A 17,224-nucleotide genomic window follows, 5' to 3' on the forward strand; every position below is an offset into this window, starting at 1 on the left:
GCCAACGGGGTTCAGCTCCCTCGATAGGTGGTGTAGCCGTACCGGCTGAGCAGCAGCGGCACGTGATAGTTGCGTTCCGGGTCGTGGACGTGGAAGGCGATGGTGATCTCCGGGAAGAAGCACTCCTTGCCCAGATACGGCTCCACGTAGAAGAGCAGCCGGTAACCGCCGGCCTGCCAGTCGCGCATCGGCACGGAGAAGCGCAGCCGGCCGTCGTCGTCGGTGCGGCCCTCGCCGACGGTCAGCCAGCCGTCCGAGTCGCGGCGCTCCAGCCGGACGTAGACGTCCCGCGCCGGATCACCGGTGCCGGTGTCCAGGATGTGGGTCGAGATCCGGGCGTGGAACTCGGCGACGGTGCCGTCAGAGGGCATCGAGCACCCGCTCCAGCCGCAGCCCGGCGATCTTGCGAAGCTCCTCCGCCACGATCGCCCGCTCGGTGACCTCGTCATTGCCCAGCCGCTCGCGGGCCGCGGCCAGGATCTCCGCCTGGCTCCGCCCACTCGCGAAGATCAAGAACACATGACCAAACCTTTCCTCGTACGCCCGGTTCGCCGCGATCAGGGCAGCCTTCGTCCCGTCGTCGGCGGATCGGGCCGCGGCCGACTGCTCGGCCCGGGACCAGGCCGCCTCGGTCGAGTCACCGGCCGCGCGCTCGCCGATGCGCGGGTGCGCGGACAGGCCCTGGAGGATGTCGTCCCAGCTCAGCACGCGGGCCACCCGATCGGCGGCCGCGACGATGCCGGCCCGGTCGGCGAACGGCCGCTCGGCGGCGATCGTGGCGCCCCAGGCCGGCGCGGCCAGGCAGGCCAGCAGCTGCTCCCGCAGGCGCTCGGCCGGCAGCGCATTGAACGTCTCCACCGCGCTCATCGCCTCACCCCCTCGTCAGTGTTGATCAGTGAAGCAGGACCGCTCCGCCGCGTGCACCGGCGGAGCGAAGAATTAACACGGCCACCCTGCCACGATCCTCGAACCGAAACACGGGCCTGTGGATAAACCCGCGGCTGTCCACAGGGCGTACCGAGGATGTCGGTGGGATGGGCAAGACTTGGCGCGTGCTGATCCCCGTCGACGCCCTGCCCGACCTTCCGGTTCGCGACCTGCTGCCGGCGGTCACCGCCACGCTGTCCGAGGCCGGTGCGGCCGTCCTGGTCGCGCCGCCCGGCACCGGCAAGACCACGCTGGTCCCGCTCGCCCTCGCGGGCGCGGGCGAGGGGAAGGTGCTGGTCGCCGAGCCGCGCCGGGTCGCCGCCCGGGCCGCCGCCCGGCGGATGGCCGCGCTGCTCGGCGAGCCGGTCGGCGAGCGGGTGGGCTATGCGGTGCGCGGCGACCGGCGCGTCTCCCGGCGCACCGTGGTCGAGGTGGTCACCACCGGCCTGCTGGTCCGCCGGCTGCAGCGCGATCCGGAGCTGGCCGGCACCACCGTGGTGATCCTCGACGAGTGCCACGAGCGGCACCTCGACTCCGACCTCGCGCTGGCCTTCCTGGTCGACGTGCGCGGCGTGCTCCGGCCCGAGTTGCGGCTGCTGGCGACGTCCGCGACGGCCGACGCCGACCGGCTGGCCCAGGTCCTCGGCGAGCCCGATCGCGCCGCGCCGGTGCTCACCGCGCACACCCGCGCCTTCCCGGTGGACGTGCTCTGGTCGCCGCCGCCCGGCCCGATCGCCCCGCCGCTCGGCCTGCGCGTCGATCCCAAACTGCTCGACCACGTCGCCGCCACCACCCGCCGCGCGCTCGCCGAGGGCGACGGTGACGTGCTGGTCTTCCTCCCCGGCGCCCGGGAGATCGAGACCGTCGCCGGCCGGCTGCGCGGCGTCGACGCCGAGGTCCTGCCGCTGCACGGCCGCCAGTCCGGCGCGGCGCAGGATGCCGCGTTGCGTCCCGGGCCGGGCCGCCGGGTGGTGCTGGCCACCGCGGTCGCGGAGAGCAGCCTGACCGTGCCCGGGGTGCGCTCGGTGGTCGACTGCGGCCTCAGCCGGGTGCCGCGGATGGATCACGCACGCGGCCTGGGCGCCCTGGTCACCGTCCCGGTGTCGCGGTCCTCCGCGGTCCAGCGGGCCGGCCGGGCCGGGCGGGAGGCCCCCGGCCGGGCCTATCGGTGCTGGTCCGAGGCGCAGCACGACCGGTTGCCGGCCCAGCCCGAGCCGGAGATCGCGGCGGCCGACCTGACCGGTTTCGCGCTCGACCTGGCGCTCTGGGGTGACCCGTCGGGGAGCGGTCTGGCGTTGCCCGATCAGCCGCCGGCCGGGGCGCTGCGGGCGGCGACGTCGACGCTGCACGATCTCGGGGCGATCGACGACGCCGGGCGGGTGACGCCACGCGGGCGCGCGCTGTCCGGCGCGGGCCTGCATCCCCGGCTGGCCCGCGCGCTGCTCGACGGGGCCGAGTTGGTCGGGGCGCGGCGGGCCGCGGAGATCATCGCTACTCTCGACGACTCCGGATCCGCGACCGGCGACCTGGTCGCGGCCGTCCGGCGGGCCCGGGCCGCTGGTGGTTCCGCTTTCCATGCCGAGGTACGTCGCCTGACCGCGGCCACCACCCCGGAAACCCCCGCCACCACCCCGGAAACCCCCGCCGGCACCGCCCCCGCCGTTCCCGACGTCACCTCGGGCACACCCGCCGGCCCGGCCCCTCACCCCGCCGACGCGACCCCCGACTCCGCCGGCCCGGCCCCTCACGCCGCCGGCCCGGCCCCTGACGCCGCGGGCGCCTCCGCCGACACCGCTCACGGCGCTCGCCGGGCAACTCCGGGCGCACCCGCCGCAACGCGCTCAGGCGCGAGCAGCCCCGGCGCGAGCAGCCCCGATTCGGCTGGGTCCGGCGCTGGCGGCTCCGGCGCGCGCGGGTCCCGCACGGGCGTGGGCGGCGCAGGCATGGGCGGCGCGGGCATGGGCGGCGCGGGCATGGGCGGCGCGGGCATGGGCGGCGCAGGCGGTGGCGGTGGCGGCGCGGGCGGTGGCGGTGGACGGCGTTTTGGGGCGGGTGGCGAGCGGTCCGGGGCGGGGGCGGCCCGGATCCCCGATGATCTGGCGACCGGGCTGGTGATCGGGCTGGCCTACCCCGAGCGGGTGGCGCTCGCCCGCGAAATGGGTGGCCGGGCCTACCTGATGGCCGGCGGCACCGCGGCCGACCTGCCGCCGGAGAGCTCGCTGGCCGGCACACCCTGGCTCGCGGTCGCCGCCGCGGACCGGACCGCCGGGGCGCGGACGGCGCGGATCCGCAGCGCGGCACCCCTCGACGAGGCCACCGCGCGCGAGGTAGCGGCAGCCCTGTTCACCGAGGAGACCGAGGTCGGCTGGATCGACGGGGACGTGGTGGCCCGCCGGGTCCGGCGGCTCGGCGCGATCACGCTCACCAGCGTCCGGCTGACCGATCCCGATCCGGCGGCGCTGCGCGAGGCCCTGTGGACCGGCCTCCGCACCACCGGTCTGTCCCTGCTGACCTGGAGCCGGACGGCCGAGGAGCTACGCGCCCGGCTGGCGTTCGCGCACGCCGCGCTCGGCGACCCCTGGCCGGACGTCTCCGACGCCGCCCTGCTGGAGCACGTCGAGGACTGGCTCCCCCTCGGCTCCGCCCGGCGCCGCTCCGACCTGGCCAAACTCGACGTGGCATCGGCGCTCCGCCGGATGATGCCGTGGTCGGTCGCGGGCCGGCTCGACGAGGTCGCCCCGGAGCGGCTGCCGGTGCCGAGCGGCTCGCAGGTCCGGGTCGACTACACCGATCCGGCCGCGCCGGTGCTCGCGGTGAAGGTGCAGGAGGCGTTCGGCTGGCGGGACGCGCCGCGCCTGGCCGACGGCCGGATCCCGGTCCTGCTGCACCTGCTCTCCCCGGCGGGGCGGCCGGTCGCGGTCACCCGGGATCTGGCGTCGTTCTGGGTCCAGGGCTATCCGCAGGTCCGGGCCGAGATGCGCGGCCGCTACCCACGTCACCCCTGGCCGGAGGACCCGTTGACCGCACCCCCGACCCGCCGCACCAACCCACGTTCCCGATGACCCGCACCGCACCGATCCCCCACCGCCCCTGACCGAGCGAGCCGGTCAGCCGTGCACCGCCGAGCCGCGGCCGAGTCCCGGGTCGGCGGGCCGCGCCGGGTTGCGGTCTGGCGGGCCGGGTCACGGGTCGGCGGGGTCGGCGGGCCGGGTCACGGGTCGGCGGGGTCGGCGGGCCGGGTCACGGGTCGGCGGGGTCGGCGGGCCGGGTCACGGGTCGGCGAGCCGTGGGTCAGCGGGCCGTGCCCGGGTCGCGGGGTCGGGCGGGTCACGCCGGGTCACGGGTCGGCGAGTCGCGACCGGTCGCGCCGGGTCGATGGGGCGTGGAGGGGCGGTGAGTCGCGGAGGGGCGGTGTGGGCTGAAGGCGGGGGTGTGGGCTGAAGGCGGGCTCGTGGACGCTGACGGGCGGGGCGGTCAGGCTGCCGGGTGGCCCAGGTCGGAGAGGCGGGCCGGGGGGCCGAACAGATAACCCTGGCCCAGCGGGCAGCCGAGGCCGGACAACGCCGCCGCGCGTTCGCCGGTCTCGATGCCCTCGGCCACCACCGTGATGCCCAGGTCCGCGCAGATCGCGAGGACCGAGCGGCAGAGCGCCCCGGCCCGGTCGGGGGCGGTGTCGACGTCGGTCAGCGTGGAGTCCAGCTTCACCGTGTCGACCGGCATGCCGTGCAACTGGGCGAGCGCGTTGTAGCCGCTGCCGAAGTCGTCCAGGGCCACCCGGACGCCACGGGCGCGGAGGCGTTCGACCATGGCGGCGGCCCGGGGCAGGTCCGGGATCCGGAGCGTCTCGGTGATCTCGACGACCAGGCGGGACGGCGGCATCGCGTGCCGGGCCAGGGCCGCGTCGACGGCGTCCTCCAGGCCCTGCTGGCCGAGGCGACCGGCGGAGACGTTGACGTGGACGTCGATCGGGCGGCCGTAGCGGTCGGCGAGGGCCTGCGCGTCGGCGCAGGCCTGGTTCAGCACGAAGTCGTCGATGGCGGAGACCAGGCCGGTGCGTTCGGCCATGGTGACGAAGACGTCGGGGTGGACCGGGCCGGCGATCGGGTCGGTCCAGCGCGCGAGCGCCTCGACGGCCACCGTCGCGTGGTCGCTGAGGCGGACGATCGGCTGGTAGAAGACCTCGAAGCCGGCCGCGGCGGGGCTGCCGCCGCTGAGGGCGCCGGCCAGTAGTTGCGGCAGGTCGGCGTTCGGGCCGTGGACCGGGCCGGTGTAGCGGATCAGGGCGCCCTTGCCGCGGCGCTTGACGGCGTACATCGCGGCGTCGGCGCGGCGCAGCAGCAGGTCGGCGGAGAGGCGGTCGCCGGGTTCGGCCACCACCAGGCCGATGCTGGCGCCGACGCTGACCGCGCGGCCGTCGATCAGGTACGGCTCGCGCAGGGCGGCCAGCACCCGCTCCCCGATTCCTTCCGCCTCCTCCACCCAGGCCCGATCGTCCGACTCCGAAGCCGCGGATCCCGACGGGACGGCGGAGACGGAGGCGGAGGATCCGGCGCTGTAGGGCGGCGGCGGGGAGACCAGGGACGCGGGACCAGGGGCGATCCGCGGCGAAGGCACCGCCGCGGAAGCCGAATGCCCGTTGAGCCCAACACCCTCGGGCGCGACCCCGTTGGGCGCGACCCCGTTGGGCGCGACCCCGTTGAGCACGGCGCCATTGGGCACCGGGGCGGCCAGATCGGCAGCGCCGGGCACGACACCGTTGGGCACGGAGGCGTTGGGCGCGGAGGCGACCGGATCGGCGGCGGTCAGGAAGTCGGTGCGGCGGCGGGCCGGTGCGCGGCCCGGACGCGGGTCGCCGGACACCCGGATCCCGGCCGCCGACAACACGTACCGTCGCTGCCGTCCCACCACGCGCCGAAGCCGGGAGGCCGGCGGCAGCGCGGCAGCGACCGGCGCCGGGGCGAGATCGCTCTGGTCGAGGACCACCGCGAACTCGTCCCCACCCAGCCGCGCCACCAGGTCCTGCGGCCGGACCGAGGCCCGCAGCCGTTCCCCGATCGCGTGCAGCACCCGGTCCCCGAGCGCGTGCCCGAACGTGTCGTTGATCAGCTTGAAGTCGTCGAGGTCCGCGAAGAGCACCGCCACCGGCGTCCCGTGGTGCTGGTTGGCGTCGAGCGCCAGCACCAGCCGTTCGCGGAAGAGCGCGCGGTTGGCGAGCCCGGTGAGCGGATCGTGGTACGCCTGATGGTGCAGCCGCCGCTGGGTCTCGGCGACCCGGTCGAGCAGCACGGTGTTGTCCAGGATCGTGATCATCTGCCGGGTCACCACGAGGCCGAGCCCGAGCCACCCGAGGTAGGCCTGGAACGACGTCAGCGGCGCCCCGCCCGCCGTCCGGACGAGCAGCACCACCCCGGTGACCAGCACCGGCACGTAGGGCAGCAGCAGGTGGAACCAGTCCCGCTGCAACGCCGCCAGGTCGGGCAGGACCGGCACCGGCCGGACCGGGCTGAGCGCGGCGAGCGCGATGAACGCCGGGCCGAGCAGGTGCCCGGCGGCCTGCAGCCAGAACGGGCCGATCCCGAGCAGCCGGACGCTGTCCGCGACGCCGAAGGCCAGCAGGCCCGCCCCGATCAGGGTCAGCGGGCGCCGGCCGGCCGGCGAGTCGGGCCGGGTGGTCAGCAGCAGCACCACCATGGTGAACAGCACCAGGTCGGCGATCGGGTAGGCGGCGACCCACCAGGCGAGCGACGCCCAGTCGGCGACCGCGCTCAGGCAGGACGACGACCAGCACAGCGCGAGCACCGAGCCGGTGATCAGCACGCTGTCGATGACCAGCGCGATCTGGTCGCGCCGGGCCGAGGTCGGCACCGGGCGCGGCCTGGTCCGGACCACCCCGAGCAGGCCGAGCAGCATGCAGACGGGCAGCACCACGAAGCCGATGTCGAAGACCGTCGGGTCGTCGAGCCGGTCGCGTCCGGCCAGGTCCTGGATCACCCACCACAGCCGGACCGCCGACCAGGCGAGCAGCCCGCCGGCGGCGAGGAACCGCCAGTTGCGGGGGATGCCGATCCGGCGGCGGGCCGCCGTCAGGCAGGCCCAGGCCGCGATCGTGCCCGCGGCGAGTTGCGCGGTGTCGGTGTAGAGCCGGGGCGCACCCACGAGCTCACCGACCGCGACCACCGCGAGGGCGAGCGCCACAGTCCCGATCAAGCGAGCCGTCGTGATCACCACCAGGGTCCGGGCCGTGGCAATGATCCACGGCCGGATGAAAATACCGGCTCAGTCGCCGTCGGTCACGTCGGCGATGACCACCGTGACATTGTCCGGTCCCCCGCCGCGCAGTGCGAGATCGACAAGTCGCTCCGCGCACGCCTTGGGGTCGGCAACGATCCGCATCTCTTCTTCGATGGTCTCATCGTTCACGACGCCCGTCAGGCCGTCACTGCAGAGCAGCCACCGGTCGCCGGACTGCGGTTCGACGATCACGTAGGCCGGGCTCACCGGCTCGCCCTGCAGCACCCGGGTGACCACCGCGCGGCGTGGGTGCCCGGCGGCCTCCTCCGGCTTGATCAGGCCCTGGTCGACCAGCATCTGGACGTACGTGTCGTCCTTGGTCAGCTGGTTCAACCGGCCGTCGCGCAGCAGGTACGCCCGGGAGTCGCCGACGTGCGCCATGGCCGCCCGCTCACCGTTGAAGAGCACCGCCGTCAGCGTCGTGCCCATCCCCTGCAGCGACGGGTCGGCCGCGACCGTCTCGGCGATCCGCCGGTTGGCCAGCTCGAGCCCTTTGTGCAGCGCGTCCATCTGGTGTTCGGTGTCGATCGGCGCGTCGAGCGAGACCATGGACTCCACGGTGAGCCGGCTGGCCAGATCGCCGGCCGCCATGCCGCCCATGCCGTCAGCGACGAGGAGGAGCCGGTCACCGGCGTAGTGACCGTCCTCGTTGTTGCTCCGGACGTGTCCTTGGTCGGTGACGGCCGCCCACCGCAGGTGCAAGGTCATGGCGTGCAGCCTGCCAGGTCGATGGCTGGCTGTCTGCACGTGGTCGGCGGCATGTCGCTCATGTCGTCGTCGAAAATACACTCAGGCCGGGTCACGGGGCCGCCCGAGGCACCTAGGATCGATTTCGGTCACCTTCCGTATCGGTGCGATCCACTCCAGTACGGTTTCCTCCACCGGCCAGCCGCGGACCGCCACGGCGCTCTCCGGCGGACGCACCGGCTCGGGGCAGAGAGTCTTCGACCGTACCTCTCCGTTGGGGACGAAGGTAACCTCCCCGGTCGCCTGAAGCATGGTCGTCGACGTGTCGTCGACCGCGATCATCTGTCCCACGATCACCTCCTGGACGGGCCCGGTCGGCGGGCCGACCTCGATGGCGGTGCCGGGCAGCACCGGCGCGCGCAGGAAGACCACGCCGACCACGATCGGCAGGGCCAGCGCGGCCGCGGTCGCCGGCCAGTGCGTGACCAGCCGCGCCCAGCTCACCGGGACCGGCCCGGTGAGCAGCGGCCCGAGCAGCGGCGGCACGGCGAGCAGGATCGCCGTGCTGTACTCCCCGCCGTGGACCGCGGCGACCACGCCCGGCCAGACGAAGATCCAGGTGAGCGCGCCGATCAGGGTCGGCACCCACAGCGTGATCCAGTTCATCACCCACGGGCCGGCGCGCAGCCGCTGCACGGCGGTGAGGCCGAGCACCGCGACGACCAGCATCTGCAGGGTCGGCAGCAGACGCAGCTGCCAGGTGAAGCCGGCGATCAGGATGGCGATCAGCACCACCCAGTCCGGCATCCGCAGCGCGGCGACCGCGATCGGCGAGCGCCCGGCGTCGCCCGGCTTGCTCACCAGCAGGATGCCGCCGAGCACCCGCAGGGTGAGGATCACCGCCGGGATCGCCCAGCTCAGGGTGATGAAGAGCGCGCTGATCATGCCGAGCGGGTTGATGTACTGGACCAGCAGCAGCATGGTCGGCAGGTCCTGCCGGCTCAGATACCACAGTCGCAGCACGAGCAGCATCAGCGGGAACGCCGGCAGGACGGTGAACAGCCAGTTCAGCTGCGCGCGCCGGCGCCGCGGCGCGATCACCGGCCCCTTCGAGAAGATGTCGCTGCTCATGGCAACTGGTCCTCCCACGGCAGCTCACGCACGTCCGGCCGGGTCGCCCGGGGCTGTTCGGCGACCGCTATCGGGGTGTTCCCGTTCTCCGCCGCCTCGACCTGCAGGTTCGCCTCGTAGGCCTTTTCCCAGCGGTCGTCGCGCGGGTCGGCATAGGACCGATACAGAGTGAGGTCGACCAATTTCTGCAAAGCCGGATTGTCGCCGACATTGACGCCCCACGCCTCGGTCGCATCCAGGCCGAGGTCCCAGTGGTCATATTTTTTCGGGAATTTCGCCTTCCATCCCGCCAGAATCGCCGCGTCGGTGGAGACCGCGTCGACGTCACCGTCGTCGAGAAGCGCGAAGCACTCGCGGACCCGGTTCTTCGAGACCACGATCGCGCCCGCCTCCTTGGGCGCGGTGAGACTGGTCGCGGTGGAGAGGCTGCAGACCTTCTGACCCGCGAAGTCGTCGAGGGAGGCGACCGGCTTGTGCCCGGCGAGCGTCATCACCGACTGCTCGGTGTAGAGGTAGGGCTGGGAGAAGTGCACGCCCTCGGCGATGCGTTTCGGCGTGATGCTGTAGCTGGCTATCACCATCTTGACCGGCACCCGTTTGCCGTCCGGATCGGTCGCCTGCATCCGCGCCCGGTCCTCCGACTCCATCCCGTAGAACCGCACCTGATCCCGCCGGAACCCGAGATCCTCCGCGATCATGTACGCGATGTCGATGTCGAACCCGGCCCAGATCTTCGTCTTCGGGTCGTAGTACGCCGTCCCGTACTGATCGTCCTTCACCCCGACGTCCAGCACCGGCCACCCGTCCACCCCGGCCTGCGCGCGCAGGTCGGCGATCGACGGCGGCCCACCCACCAGCAGCCGCACCAGGGTCAGCCCGATCGCCAGCACCAGCGCCAGCCCGAGCCCGGCCAGCCGCAGCGCCGCCAGGTTGAACCGGTCCGGCCGGTCCGGCAGCACCTCCGGCCCGGGCAGCGTCTCCGGCTCGGCGGGCAGCGGCAGCCGCCCCTCGTCCACCGCCTCCTGCACGGCGATGTCCCGCGCGGCGATGTCCTCCAGGGTCCGCTTGCGCAGCTTCCACACCCGGCGCAGCTGCGGCGGGATCCCGGCGGTGAAGTCGCCCTTCAGCCCCCGCGGAGCGGCCGGCGGAGAAGGGGGCGGCGCAGGAGAAACCGGCCCGGCAGCGGTTCCGTCCACAGGCTCACTCATCGGCCCTCCCCAGTGTTCCGATCGGGCCATCGTGCACCATCCCGGTCACGGCACGGGATCCCCGGTCCCGAGCGGCACCCGCGGACCACACCGGACGAGACGCCCCGCGGTCAGCCGCAGCCCCTTGCCGAGCCCGTACCGGTTGATCGCCTCCAGCGCGTAAGCGCTGCATGTCGGCCGGTAGCGGCACCGCGTCGGCAGCCGGGGCGAGACCTTGCGGTACCCCCGGATCGCCGCGGTCACCGCCCGTTTCGCGGGTCGCTCGGTCGAGCGATGCCCGAGCAGCGCGACCACGGTCAGCAGCGAGCTCAACCGGAACAGATCGCATCCGGGAACATCGCAGTCACACAGATCACAATCCGGCAGATCACAGCCCGGATTGCAATCGCAGTTGTTGTACCAGGGCTCCTTCTTCTGCTCCGGATCCTCCGGCACCTGCTCGAACAAATCCCCCGGCACATCGGTCACCGGCACATAGTGCCGGACCAGCTCAACCCGGGCTCTCCCCCGAAAAGATCAAATCCCCGAACAGATCACATTCAAAGGATTCATTGCCTATGCTGCGGCCGATAACTGATCGTCGCTCCCGCGGGGACCCTTCCGGGCCTCGCAGGGCGCGGGGCGCCCAGAACGCGAGGCCCTCCAGGGCGACGTCCGCGGGTGGTTGCGGTCAGAACAAAACCCCTCAGCGGGAGGTCCGCACCACGACCGCGCTCTCCGGCGGCAGCAGCACCCGGTCCCGTTCGAGCACGACGCCCTCCGCCGTGGCCAGCAGCACCGCCGACGGCACCGCCCGCAGGCTCACCGTCTGCGGCGTCCCGGCCAGGTTGGCGGCGACCGCGTGCCGCCCCCGCCGGATGACCACGAACTGGTCGCCGTGCCAGACCTCGACCTGGGACAGCCACGGATCGGTCAGGTCGGGCACCTCGCGGCGCAGCCGGATCAGCTTCCGGTACAGCGCGAACATCTCCGCGTGCCCCGGCTTGCCCAGCTCCGACCAGTCCAGCTTGGAGCGCTCGAAGGTGGCCGGGTCCTGCGGGTCGGGCACGTCGGCCTCGGCCCAGCCGTGCCGGGAGAACTCGCGCCGGCGGCCGGTCTGCACCGCCGCGGCCAGCTCCGGCTCGGGGTGGCTGGTGAAGAACTGCCACGGGCTGGTGGCCGCCCACTCCTCGCCCATGAACAGCATCGGCGTGAACGGCGAGGTGAGCAGCAGCGTCGCGCCGACCCGGAGCAGGCCGGGCGACAGGCTGGCGGTGAGCCGGTCGCCGACCGCCCGGTTGCCGATCTGGTCATGGTTCTGCAGGAACGCGACGAACCGGTGGCCGGCGGTGCGCTGCCGGTCGACCGGCCGGCCGTGCCGGCGCCCGCGGAACGACGACCAGGTGCCGGCGTGGAAGAACGCGCCCTCCAGCACCGTCCGCAGCACGTCGAGCGAGCCGAAGTCCTCGTAGTAGCCCTGCCGCTCCCCGGTGAGCAGCGTGTGCAGGGCGTGGTGCACGTCGTCGTCCCACTGGGCGTGCAGGCCGTAGCCACCGCCCTCGCGCGGGGTGATCAGCTTCGGATCGTTCAGGTCCGACTCGGCGATCAGCGACAGCGGCCGCCGCAGCGCGGTGGAGAGCGACTCGACCTCGACCGCGAGCTGTTCCAGCAGGTGCACCGCGCCCTCGTCGTGCAGCGCGTGCACGGCGTCCAGCCGGAGCCCGTCGACGTGGTAGTCGCGCAGCCACATCAGCACGCTGTCGGCGATGTAGCGGCGCACCTCGCCGGACTCGGGACCGTCCAGGTTGAGCGAGCTACCCCAGGTGTTGGCGCCGGCGCTCAGGTAGGGGGCGAACATCGGCGCGTACGCCCCGGACGGGCCGAAGTGGTTGTAGACCACGTCCAGCACCACGCCGAGGCCCTTGGCGTGGGCCGCGTCGACGAAGCGCTTGAGGCCGTCGGGCCCCCCGTACGCCTCGTGCGGGGCGAACCAGCAGACCCCGTCGTAACCCCAGTTGTAGACGCCGTTGAACGCGTTGACCGGCAGCAGCTCGACCAGGTCGACACCGAGGTCGACGAGGTGGTCGAGGCGCTCGATCGCGGCGTCGAACGTGCCGGCCGGGGTGAACGTCCCGATGTGCAGCTCGTAGAGCACCGAGCCGGGCACCTGCCGCCCACTCCACGCCTGATCGGTCCAGGCGAACGCGGCCTGGTCGTAGACCCGGCTGGGCCCGTGCACGCCCTGCGGCTGCCAGGCCGACCGGGGATCCGGCACCGGGTTGTCGACGTCCGCCAGCACATAGGCGTAGTCGGTGCCGGGGCCGGCGGAGGGCACGTCGAGGTGCCACCAGCCGCCATCACCCGGCTCCATCTCGTGCTCCCGGTCCCCCAGGCGCAACGTGGGCGACTTCTCCGGCGCCCAGACTTCGAAAGTGGTCATTCCCTCACCAAGAGAGCGACGGGATAGGTCTGCAGCAGGTCGGCGACGGCCAGACGATTTCCACCGTAGCTCGCGTTCGTGAACACTTCCGTCCAACTATGACCGTCGAGTGACAGCGTCGTGTCGTGCCATCCGCCGTGGCGTGACAATCCGACCGGGAGCCGGGTGGCGACCGCCACCACGCCGCCCCGGTCGAACGCCAGCACGTGTTCGCCGACGCGACCCTCGGCGAAGACCGGACGGTACGACGTGAACAGCTCGGGCCGCTGGCGCAGCAGCCGCAGCACCCGGCTGACCACCAGCAGCTTGGCCGCGCCGGTGTCGTCGACCGGCGGCTGCCAGCCGTCGTCGAGGCGGGCCAGCAGCTCGCGGCGGGCGGCGAAGTCGACCGGCCGCCGGTTGTCCGGGTCGACCAGCGACCAGTCCCACAGCTCGGTGCCCTGGTAGACGTCCGGCACACCGGGCATGGCCAGCTGGACCAGCTTCTGGCCGAGCGAGTTGGACCAGCCGGGCGGCGCGATCGAGGCGGCGAAATCGGACACCTCGCGGTGCAGTGCCGGGTCGTCGTAGAGCCGGTCGACCATCGTGCGCAGGGCGTCCTCGAAGGACCCGTCCGGGTGCTGCCAGGTGGTGGCGACACCGGCCTCACGGGCGGCCTTCACCGCGTACGCAAGCAGCCTTTCTCTTTCGATCGGCCACGCACCCACCGCGACCTGCCAGATCAGATGGGCCAGGGCGGGGTCCGGGAGCGGAGCGGCCCGGACCCAGCGGCGGACCACCTCGGTCCAGTCGCCGGGCACCTCGGCCAGCACCGCCAGACGGGCCCGGACGTCCTCGCCGCGCTTGGTGTCGTGGGTGCTCAGCGACGTCATACTCGCCGGCCAGTCCTGCTGGCGGGTCTGCGCGCACTCGTGGAACTCGTCCGGGCTGACGCCGAACCTGGTCGGGTCGTTGCCGACCTCGTTGCGGGCCGCGAACCGGGTCCAGCGGTAGAACGCGGTGTCCTCGACGCCCTTGGCCATCACCGCGCCGGTGAACTGCTGGAAGCGGATCGCCAGCTCGTCGGCGGGGTTGCGCAGCCGGCCCAGCAGCTGGTCGAAGACGCTGATCAGTTGCGGACGGCGGCGACCGGCCTCGGAGCGGGCCTGGGCCAGGTGGCGACCGCCGGCCGGCAGGTAGGAGCGGTAGACCGGGAAGCAGGCGGCGAGCTCGGCCAGGGCCCGCGGCGCGGCCTCGATCTCCGGGACCAGGCGGGCCAGCCGGCCCAGCTCGGCGGCGAGCATCCGGGTGGCGACGTCGTGCTTGGTGTCGTGGACCAGGTTCTGGTACGACGTCGTGCCGCCGGTCAGGTAGTGGTCGAGGGTGTCGAAGAACGGCTCCGTGCCGGGGTCCACGAACACCCCGTTGACCTCGGCCATCGCGTCGTACCCGGTGGTGCCGTCGACCGGCCAGCGCGGCAGGTGCTCGCCCGGCTCCAGGATCTTCTCGATCACCAGCCAGCTGTCCGGCGCCGCGTCCCGCAGCCGCTGCAGGTAACCCGCCGGGTCGCGGAGCCCGTCCGGGTGGTCGACCCGGATGCCGTCGGCCAGGCCCTCCCGGACCCAGCGCAGGATCTCGGCGTGCGTGGCGTCGAAGACCTCCGGGTCCTCGACCCGCAGCCCGGCCAGCTCGGTGATCGCGAAGAACCGGCGATAGTTGATCTCCGAGTCGCCGCGGGTCCAGTTGACCAGCTCGTAGTGCTGCCGGTCGTGCACCTCGCGGGCACTCCCGGAACCGGTGCCGTCGGCGATCGGGTAGCGCTTGTCGAAGTAGACCAGCTCGTCGCCCTCGACGGTCAGCTGGTCGAGCGCGTCCGGCTCGTCGGCCAGCACCGGGAGCAGCAGCCGCCCGCGGCTCCAGTCGATGTCATAGAACTTGGCGAAGTTCGACTTGTTGCCATTTTTCAGGACGTCCCACCACGTCGGGTTCGCCTTCGGCACCGCGACCCCGGCGTGGTTGGGCACGATGTCGACGATCAGCCCGAGCCCGGCGTTCTTCAGCGCGTCACTGAGCGCGCGCAGCGCCTCCGGCCCGCCCAGCGCCGGGCTGACCTGGGTGTGGTCGACGACGTCGTACCCGTGTTGCGAGCCGGGCGCCGCGGTGAGCAGCGGTGCCGAGTAGAGGTGGCTGACGCCGAGATCGGCCAGATAGTCGGCGAGCTCAGCGGTGGCCTTGAGAGGGAAGTCTGGGCGGACCTGGACTCGATACGTACTGCTCGGGCGCATCACACCGTCCTGTCGAGCACGATGAGGGAACGGTCCGGCACCCAGAGCTTGTGGCCGGCCTCCACGACCGACGGGCGCTCCGGGGACGGCTCGGCGGTTTCGATGACCTTCTCCCACTTCTCCCCGTACTCCGCGGGAGGCGTGGCGAACTCGATGGGCGCGTCGTGCGCGTTGAAGAAGAGCAGGAACGAGCTGTCCACGTGGCGCTGGCCGTACTGCCCGCGCTCGCGGATGCCCTCGCCGTTGACGAACAGCGCGACCGCCCGGCCGAAGTCGTTGCCCCAGTCGTCGCCGGCCATCTGCCGGCCGTCCGGGGTGAACCACTCCAGGTCGGGCAGCGGGTCGCCGCCGCCGCGCGCGGTCACCGGCAGCCCGGTGAAGAACCGGCGGCGCTGGAACACCTGGTGCCGGTGCCGGAACGCGGTCAGCTTGCGGGTGAAGTCGAGCAGCTGCTCGTCGGCGTTCTCCCAGTCGATCCAGCTGATCTCGTCGTCCTGGCAGTACGCGTTGTTGTTGCCCTGCTGGGTGCGGCCCAGCTCGTCGCCGTGCGAGATCATCGGCACGCCCTGGCTGAGCAGCAGCGTGGCCAGGAAGTTGCGGCGCTGCTTGGCCCGCAGCTCGAGCACCTTCGGGTCCTCGGTGGGGCCCTCGATGCCGCAGTTCCAGGACCGGTTGTGGCTCTCGCCGTCCCGGTTCTCCTCACCGTTCGCGTCGTTGTGCTTGTCGTTGTAGCTGACCAGGTCGTTGAGCGTGAACCCGTCGTGCGCGGTGACGAAGTTGATCGAGTGGAACGGCTTGCGGCCGTCGTCCTGGTAGAGGTCGGCGGAGCCGGTGATCCGGCTGGCGAACTCGGCCAGGGTGGCCGGCTCGCCGCGCCAGAAGTCCCGGACGATGTCCCGGTACTTCCCGTTCCACTCGGTCCAGTTCGGCGGGAAGTTGCCGACCTGGTAGCCGCCGGGGCCGACGTCCCACGGCTCGGCGATCAGCTTCACCTGGCCGACGACCGGGTCCTGCTGGACCACCTCGAAGAACGTGGAGAGCCGGTCGACGTCGTAGAACTCGCGGGCCAGCGTCGACGCGAGGTCGAAGCGGAAGCCGTCCACGTGCATCTCGGTCACCCAGTACCGCAGCGAGTCCATGATCAGCTGCAGGCTCTGCGGGCTGCGGACGTTCAGGCTGTTCCCGGTGCCGGTGTAGTCCATGTAGAACTGCGGCTGGTCGTCGACGAGCCGGTAGTACGTCCGGTTGTCGATGCCCTTCAGCGACAGCGTCGGCCCGAGGTGGTTGCCCTCCGCGGTGTGGTTGTAGACCACGTCCAGGATGACCTCCATCCCGGCCGCGTGCAGCGCCTTGACCATGCCCCGGAACTCCTGGGTCTGCTGGCCGAGCGTGCCGGTCGAGGAATACCCGTGGTACGGCGCGAAGAAGCCCAGCGTGTTGTAGCCCCAGTAGTTGCGCAGCCCCAGGTCGTGCAGCCGGTTGTCGTGCACGAACTGGTGCACCGGCATCAGCTCGACCGCGGTCACGCCGAGGCTCTTCAGGTGCTCGATGGTCGCCGGGTGCCCGATCGCCGAGTACGTCCCGCGCATGTCCCGGGGGATGTCCGGGTGCCGCTGGGTGAGCCCCTTCACGTGCGTCTCGTAGATCACCGAGTGGTGGTACGGAATGTCCGGCCGCCGGTCGTTGCCCCAGTCGAAGTACGGGTTCACCACCACGCCCTTGGGCATGTACGGCGCCGAGTCCAGGTCCGACATCTGGTCCGGGTTGTCGAAGTCGTACGCGTACATCGAGGGGTGCCAGTCGATGTCCGAGTCGATCGCCCGCGCGTACGGGTCGAGCAGCAGCTTGTGCGGGTTGCAGCGGAGTCCACGATGTGGCTCGTACGGCCCGTAGACCCGGTAGCCGTAGCGCTGTCCCGGCTCCACCCCGGGCAGGTACGCGTGCCAGACGAAAGCGTCCTGCTCGTGCAGCAGCACCTTCCGCTCGTTGCCGGAAGCGTCGAAGAGGCAGAGCTCCACCGCCTCGGCCACCTCGGCGAAGATCGCGAAGTTGGTGCCGGTGCCGTCGTAGGTGGCTCCGAGCGGATACCGGTGACCAGGCCAGACCTGCATTTTGTGTTGCGCTCCCCTCGGCCTTCGGTCCTCACGACCGGCCCGCGGTTCATGCCCTTGGGCGGGTTGGGTTAATCCTGTCCGGCCGCGTCTTCAGCCATTCTCCCGGGAGGGGCTGATACCGTCGGCCCGACTGTCCGATTAGGCGCTGATTTATCCCCCTTCGGGGGTTTAGCGCGTCCGAAA

11 protein-coding genes are annotated in these 17,224 nt (G+C 72.4%); 1 reads left to right on the plus strand and 10 read right to left on the minus strand.

Annotated elements, in window-relative coordinates; translation table 11 throughout:
- Window positions 1–11: 11 nt before the first annotated feature.
- Window positions 12–371: a hydroxyisourate hydrolase gene (gene uraH / locus L3i22_RS44085; RefSeq protein WP_221323378.1), complete on the minus strand. Its 360-nt coding sequence runs from the start codon at window positions 369–371 to the stop codon at window positions 12–14.
- Window positions 361–867 carry a 2-oxo-4-hydroxy-4-carboxy-5-ureidoimidazoline decarboxylase gene (gene uraD / locus L3i22_RS44090; protein WP_221323379.1) on the minus strand — a complete coding sequence of 169 codons (507 nt, stop codon included), beginning with the start codon at window positions 865–867 and terminating at the stop codon, window positions 361–363. Before uraD ends, uraH begins: the two co-directional genes overlap by 11 nt.
- A gap of 191 nt (window positions 868–1,058) precedes the next feature.
- Between uraD and L3i22_RS44095 the strand changes: the two genes are divergently transcribed.
- The gene (locus L3i22_RS44095; RefSeq protein WP_255658773.1) at window positions 1,059–3,989 is read left to right on the plus strand and encodes an ATP-dependent RNA helicase; all 2,931 of its coding nucleotides are present in this window, start codon (window positions 1,059–1,061) and stop codon (window positions 3,987–3,989) included.
- A 412-nt stretch (window positions 3,990–4,401) separates the two neighbouring features.
- Here L3i22_RS44095 and L3i22_RS44100 read toward each other — a convergent pair whose 3' ends face one another.
- From L3i22_RS44100 to glgX, 8 genes are all read right to left on the minus strand, one after another.
- Window positions 4,402–7,134, minus strand: a complete 2,733-nt coding sequence (locus tag L3i22_RS44100; RefSeq protein ID WP_255657615.1) for a bifunctional diguanylate cyclase/phosphodiesterase — start codon at window positions 7,132–7,134, stop codon at window positions 4,402–4,404.
- Window positions 7,135–7,203: 69 nt separating this feature from the next.
- The gene (locus L3i22_RS44105; RefSeq protein WP_221323381.1) at window positions 7,204–7,926 is read right to left on the minus strand and encodes a PP2C family serine/threonine-protein phosphatase; all 723 of its coding nucleotides are present in this window, start codon (window positions 7,924–7,926) and stop codon (window positions 7,204–7,206) included.
- An 81-nt stretch (window positions 7,927–8,007) separates the two neighbouring features.
- Window positions 8,008–9,036 (minus strand): hypothetical protein, encoded by a 1,029-nt coding sequence (locus L3i22_RS44110; protein WP_221323382.1) that lies wholly within the window; start codon window positions 9,034–9,036, stop codon window positions 8,008–8,010.
- A complete protein-coding gene (locus L3i22_RS44115) occupies window positions 9,033–10,244 on the minus strand; it encodes a transporter substrate-binding domain-containing protein (protein ID WP_221323383.1) in 1,212 nt (403 codons plus the stop codon). Before L3i22_RS44115 ends, L3i22_RS44110 begins: the two co-directional genes overlap by 4 nt.
- A 45-nt stretch (window positions 10,245–10,289) precedes the next feature.
- Window positions 10,290–10,538 carry a membrane protein insertion efficiency factor YidD gene (gene yidD, locus L3i22_RS54770; protein ID WP_370644573.1) on the minus strand — a complete coding sequence of 83 codons (249 nt, stop codon included), beginning with the start codon at window positions 10,536–10,538 and terminating at the stop codon, window positions 10,290–10,292.
- 391 nt (window positions 10,539–10,929) lie between these two features.
- Window positions 10,930–12,663, minus strand: a complete 1,734-nt coding sequence (gene treZ, locus L3i22_RS44125; protein ID WP_221323384.1) for a malto-oligosyltrehalose trehalohydrolase — start codon at window positions 12,661–12,663, stop codon at window positions 10,930–10,932.
- On the minus strand, window positions 12,660–14,927 hold the full coding sequence (gene treY, locus L3i22_RS44130; protein WP_221323385.1) for a malto-oligosyltrehalose synthase: 2,268 nt from the start codon (window positions 14,925–14,927) through the stop codon (window positions 12,660–12,662). The genes treZ and treY overlap by 4 nt, the downstream gene beginning before the upstream one ends.
- Window positions 14,927–17,038 carry a glycogen debranching protein GlgX gene (gene glgX, locus L3i22_RS44135; RefSeq protein ID WP_221323386.1) on the minus strand — a complete coding sequence of 704 codons (2,112 nt, stop codon included), beginning with the start codon at window positions 17,036–17,038 and terminating at the stop codon, window positions 14,927–14,929. Before glgX ends, treY begins: the two co-directional genes overlap by 1 nt.
- Between the last annotated feature and the right edge of the window lie 186 nt (window positions 17,039–17,224).

The organism is Actinoplanes sp. L3-i22 (assembly GCF_019704555.1).
Lineage (GTDB): Bacteria > Actinomycetota > Actinomycetes > Mycobacteriales > Micromonosporaceae > Actinoplanes.

Excerpts from the sequence above, each read along its gene's own strand:
- treZ (WP_221323384.1), bottom strand. The coding sequence starts at position 12,663 with ATGACCACTTTCGAAGTCTGGGCGCCGGAGAAGTCGCCCACGTTGCGC.
- L3i22_RS44110 (WP_221323382.1), bottom strand. The coding sequence starts at position 9,036 with ATGAGCAGCGACATCTTCTCGAAGGGGCCGGTGATCGCGCCGCGGCGC.
- L3i22_RS44105 (WP_221323381.1), bottom strand. The coding sequence starts at position 7,926 with ATGACCTTGCACCTGCGGTGGGCGGCCGTCACCGACCAAGGACACGTC.
- treY (WP_221323385.1), bottom strand. The coding sequence starts at position 14,927 with ATGCGCCCGAGCAGTACGTATCGAGTCCAGGTCCGCCCAGACTTCCCT.
- L3i22_RS44115 (WP_221323383.1), bottom strand. The coding sequence starts at position 10,244 with ATGAGTGAGCCTGTGGACGGAACCGCTGCCGGGCCGGTTTCTCCTGCG.
- uraD (WP_221323379.1), bottom strand. The coding sequence starts at position 867 with ATGAGCGCGGTGGAGACGTTCAATGCGCTGCCGGCCGAGCGCCTGCGG.
- glgX (WP_221323386.1), bottom strand. The coding sequence starts at position 17,038 with ATGCAGGTCTGGCCTGGTCACCGGTATCCGCTCGGAGCCACCTACGAC.
- uraH (WP_221323378.1), bottom strand. The coding sequence starts at position 371 with ATGCCCTCTGACGGCACCGTCGCCGAGTTCCACGCCCGGATCTCGACC.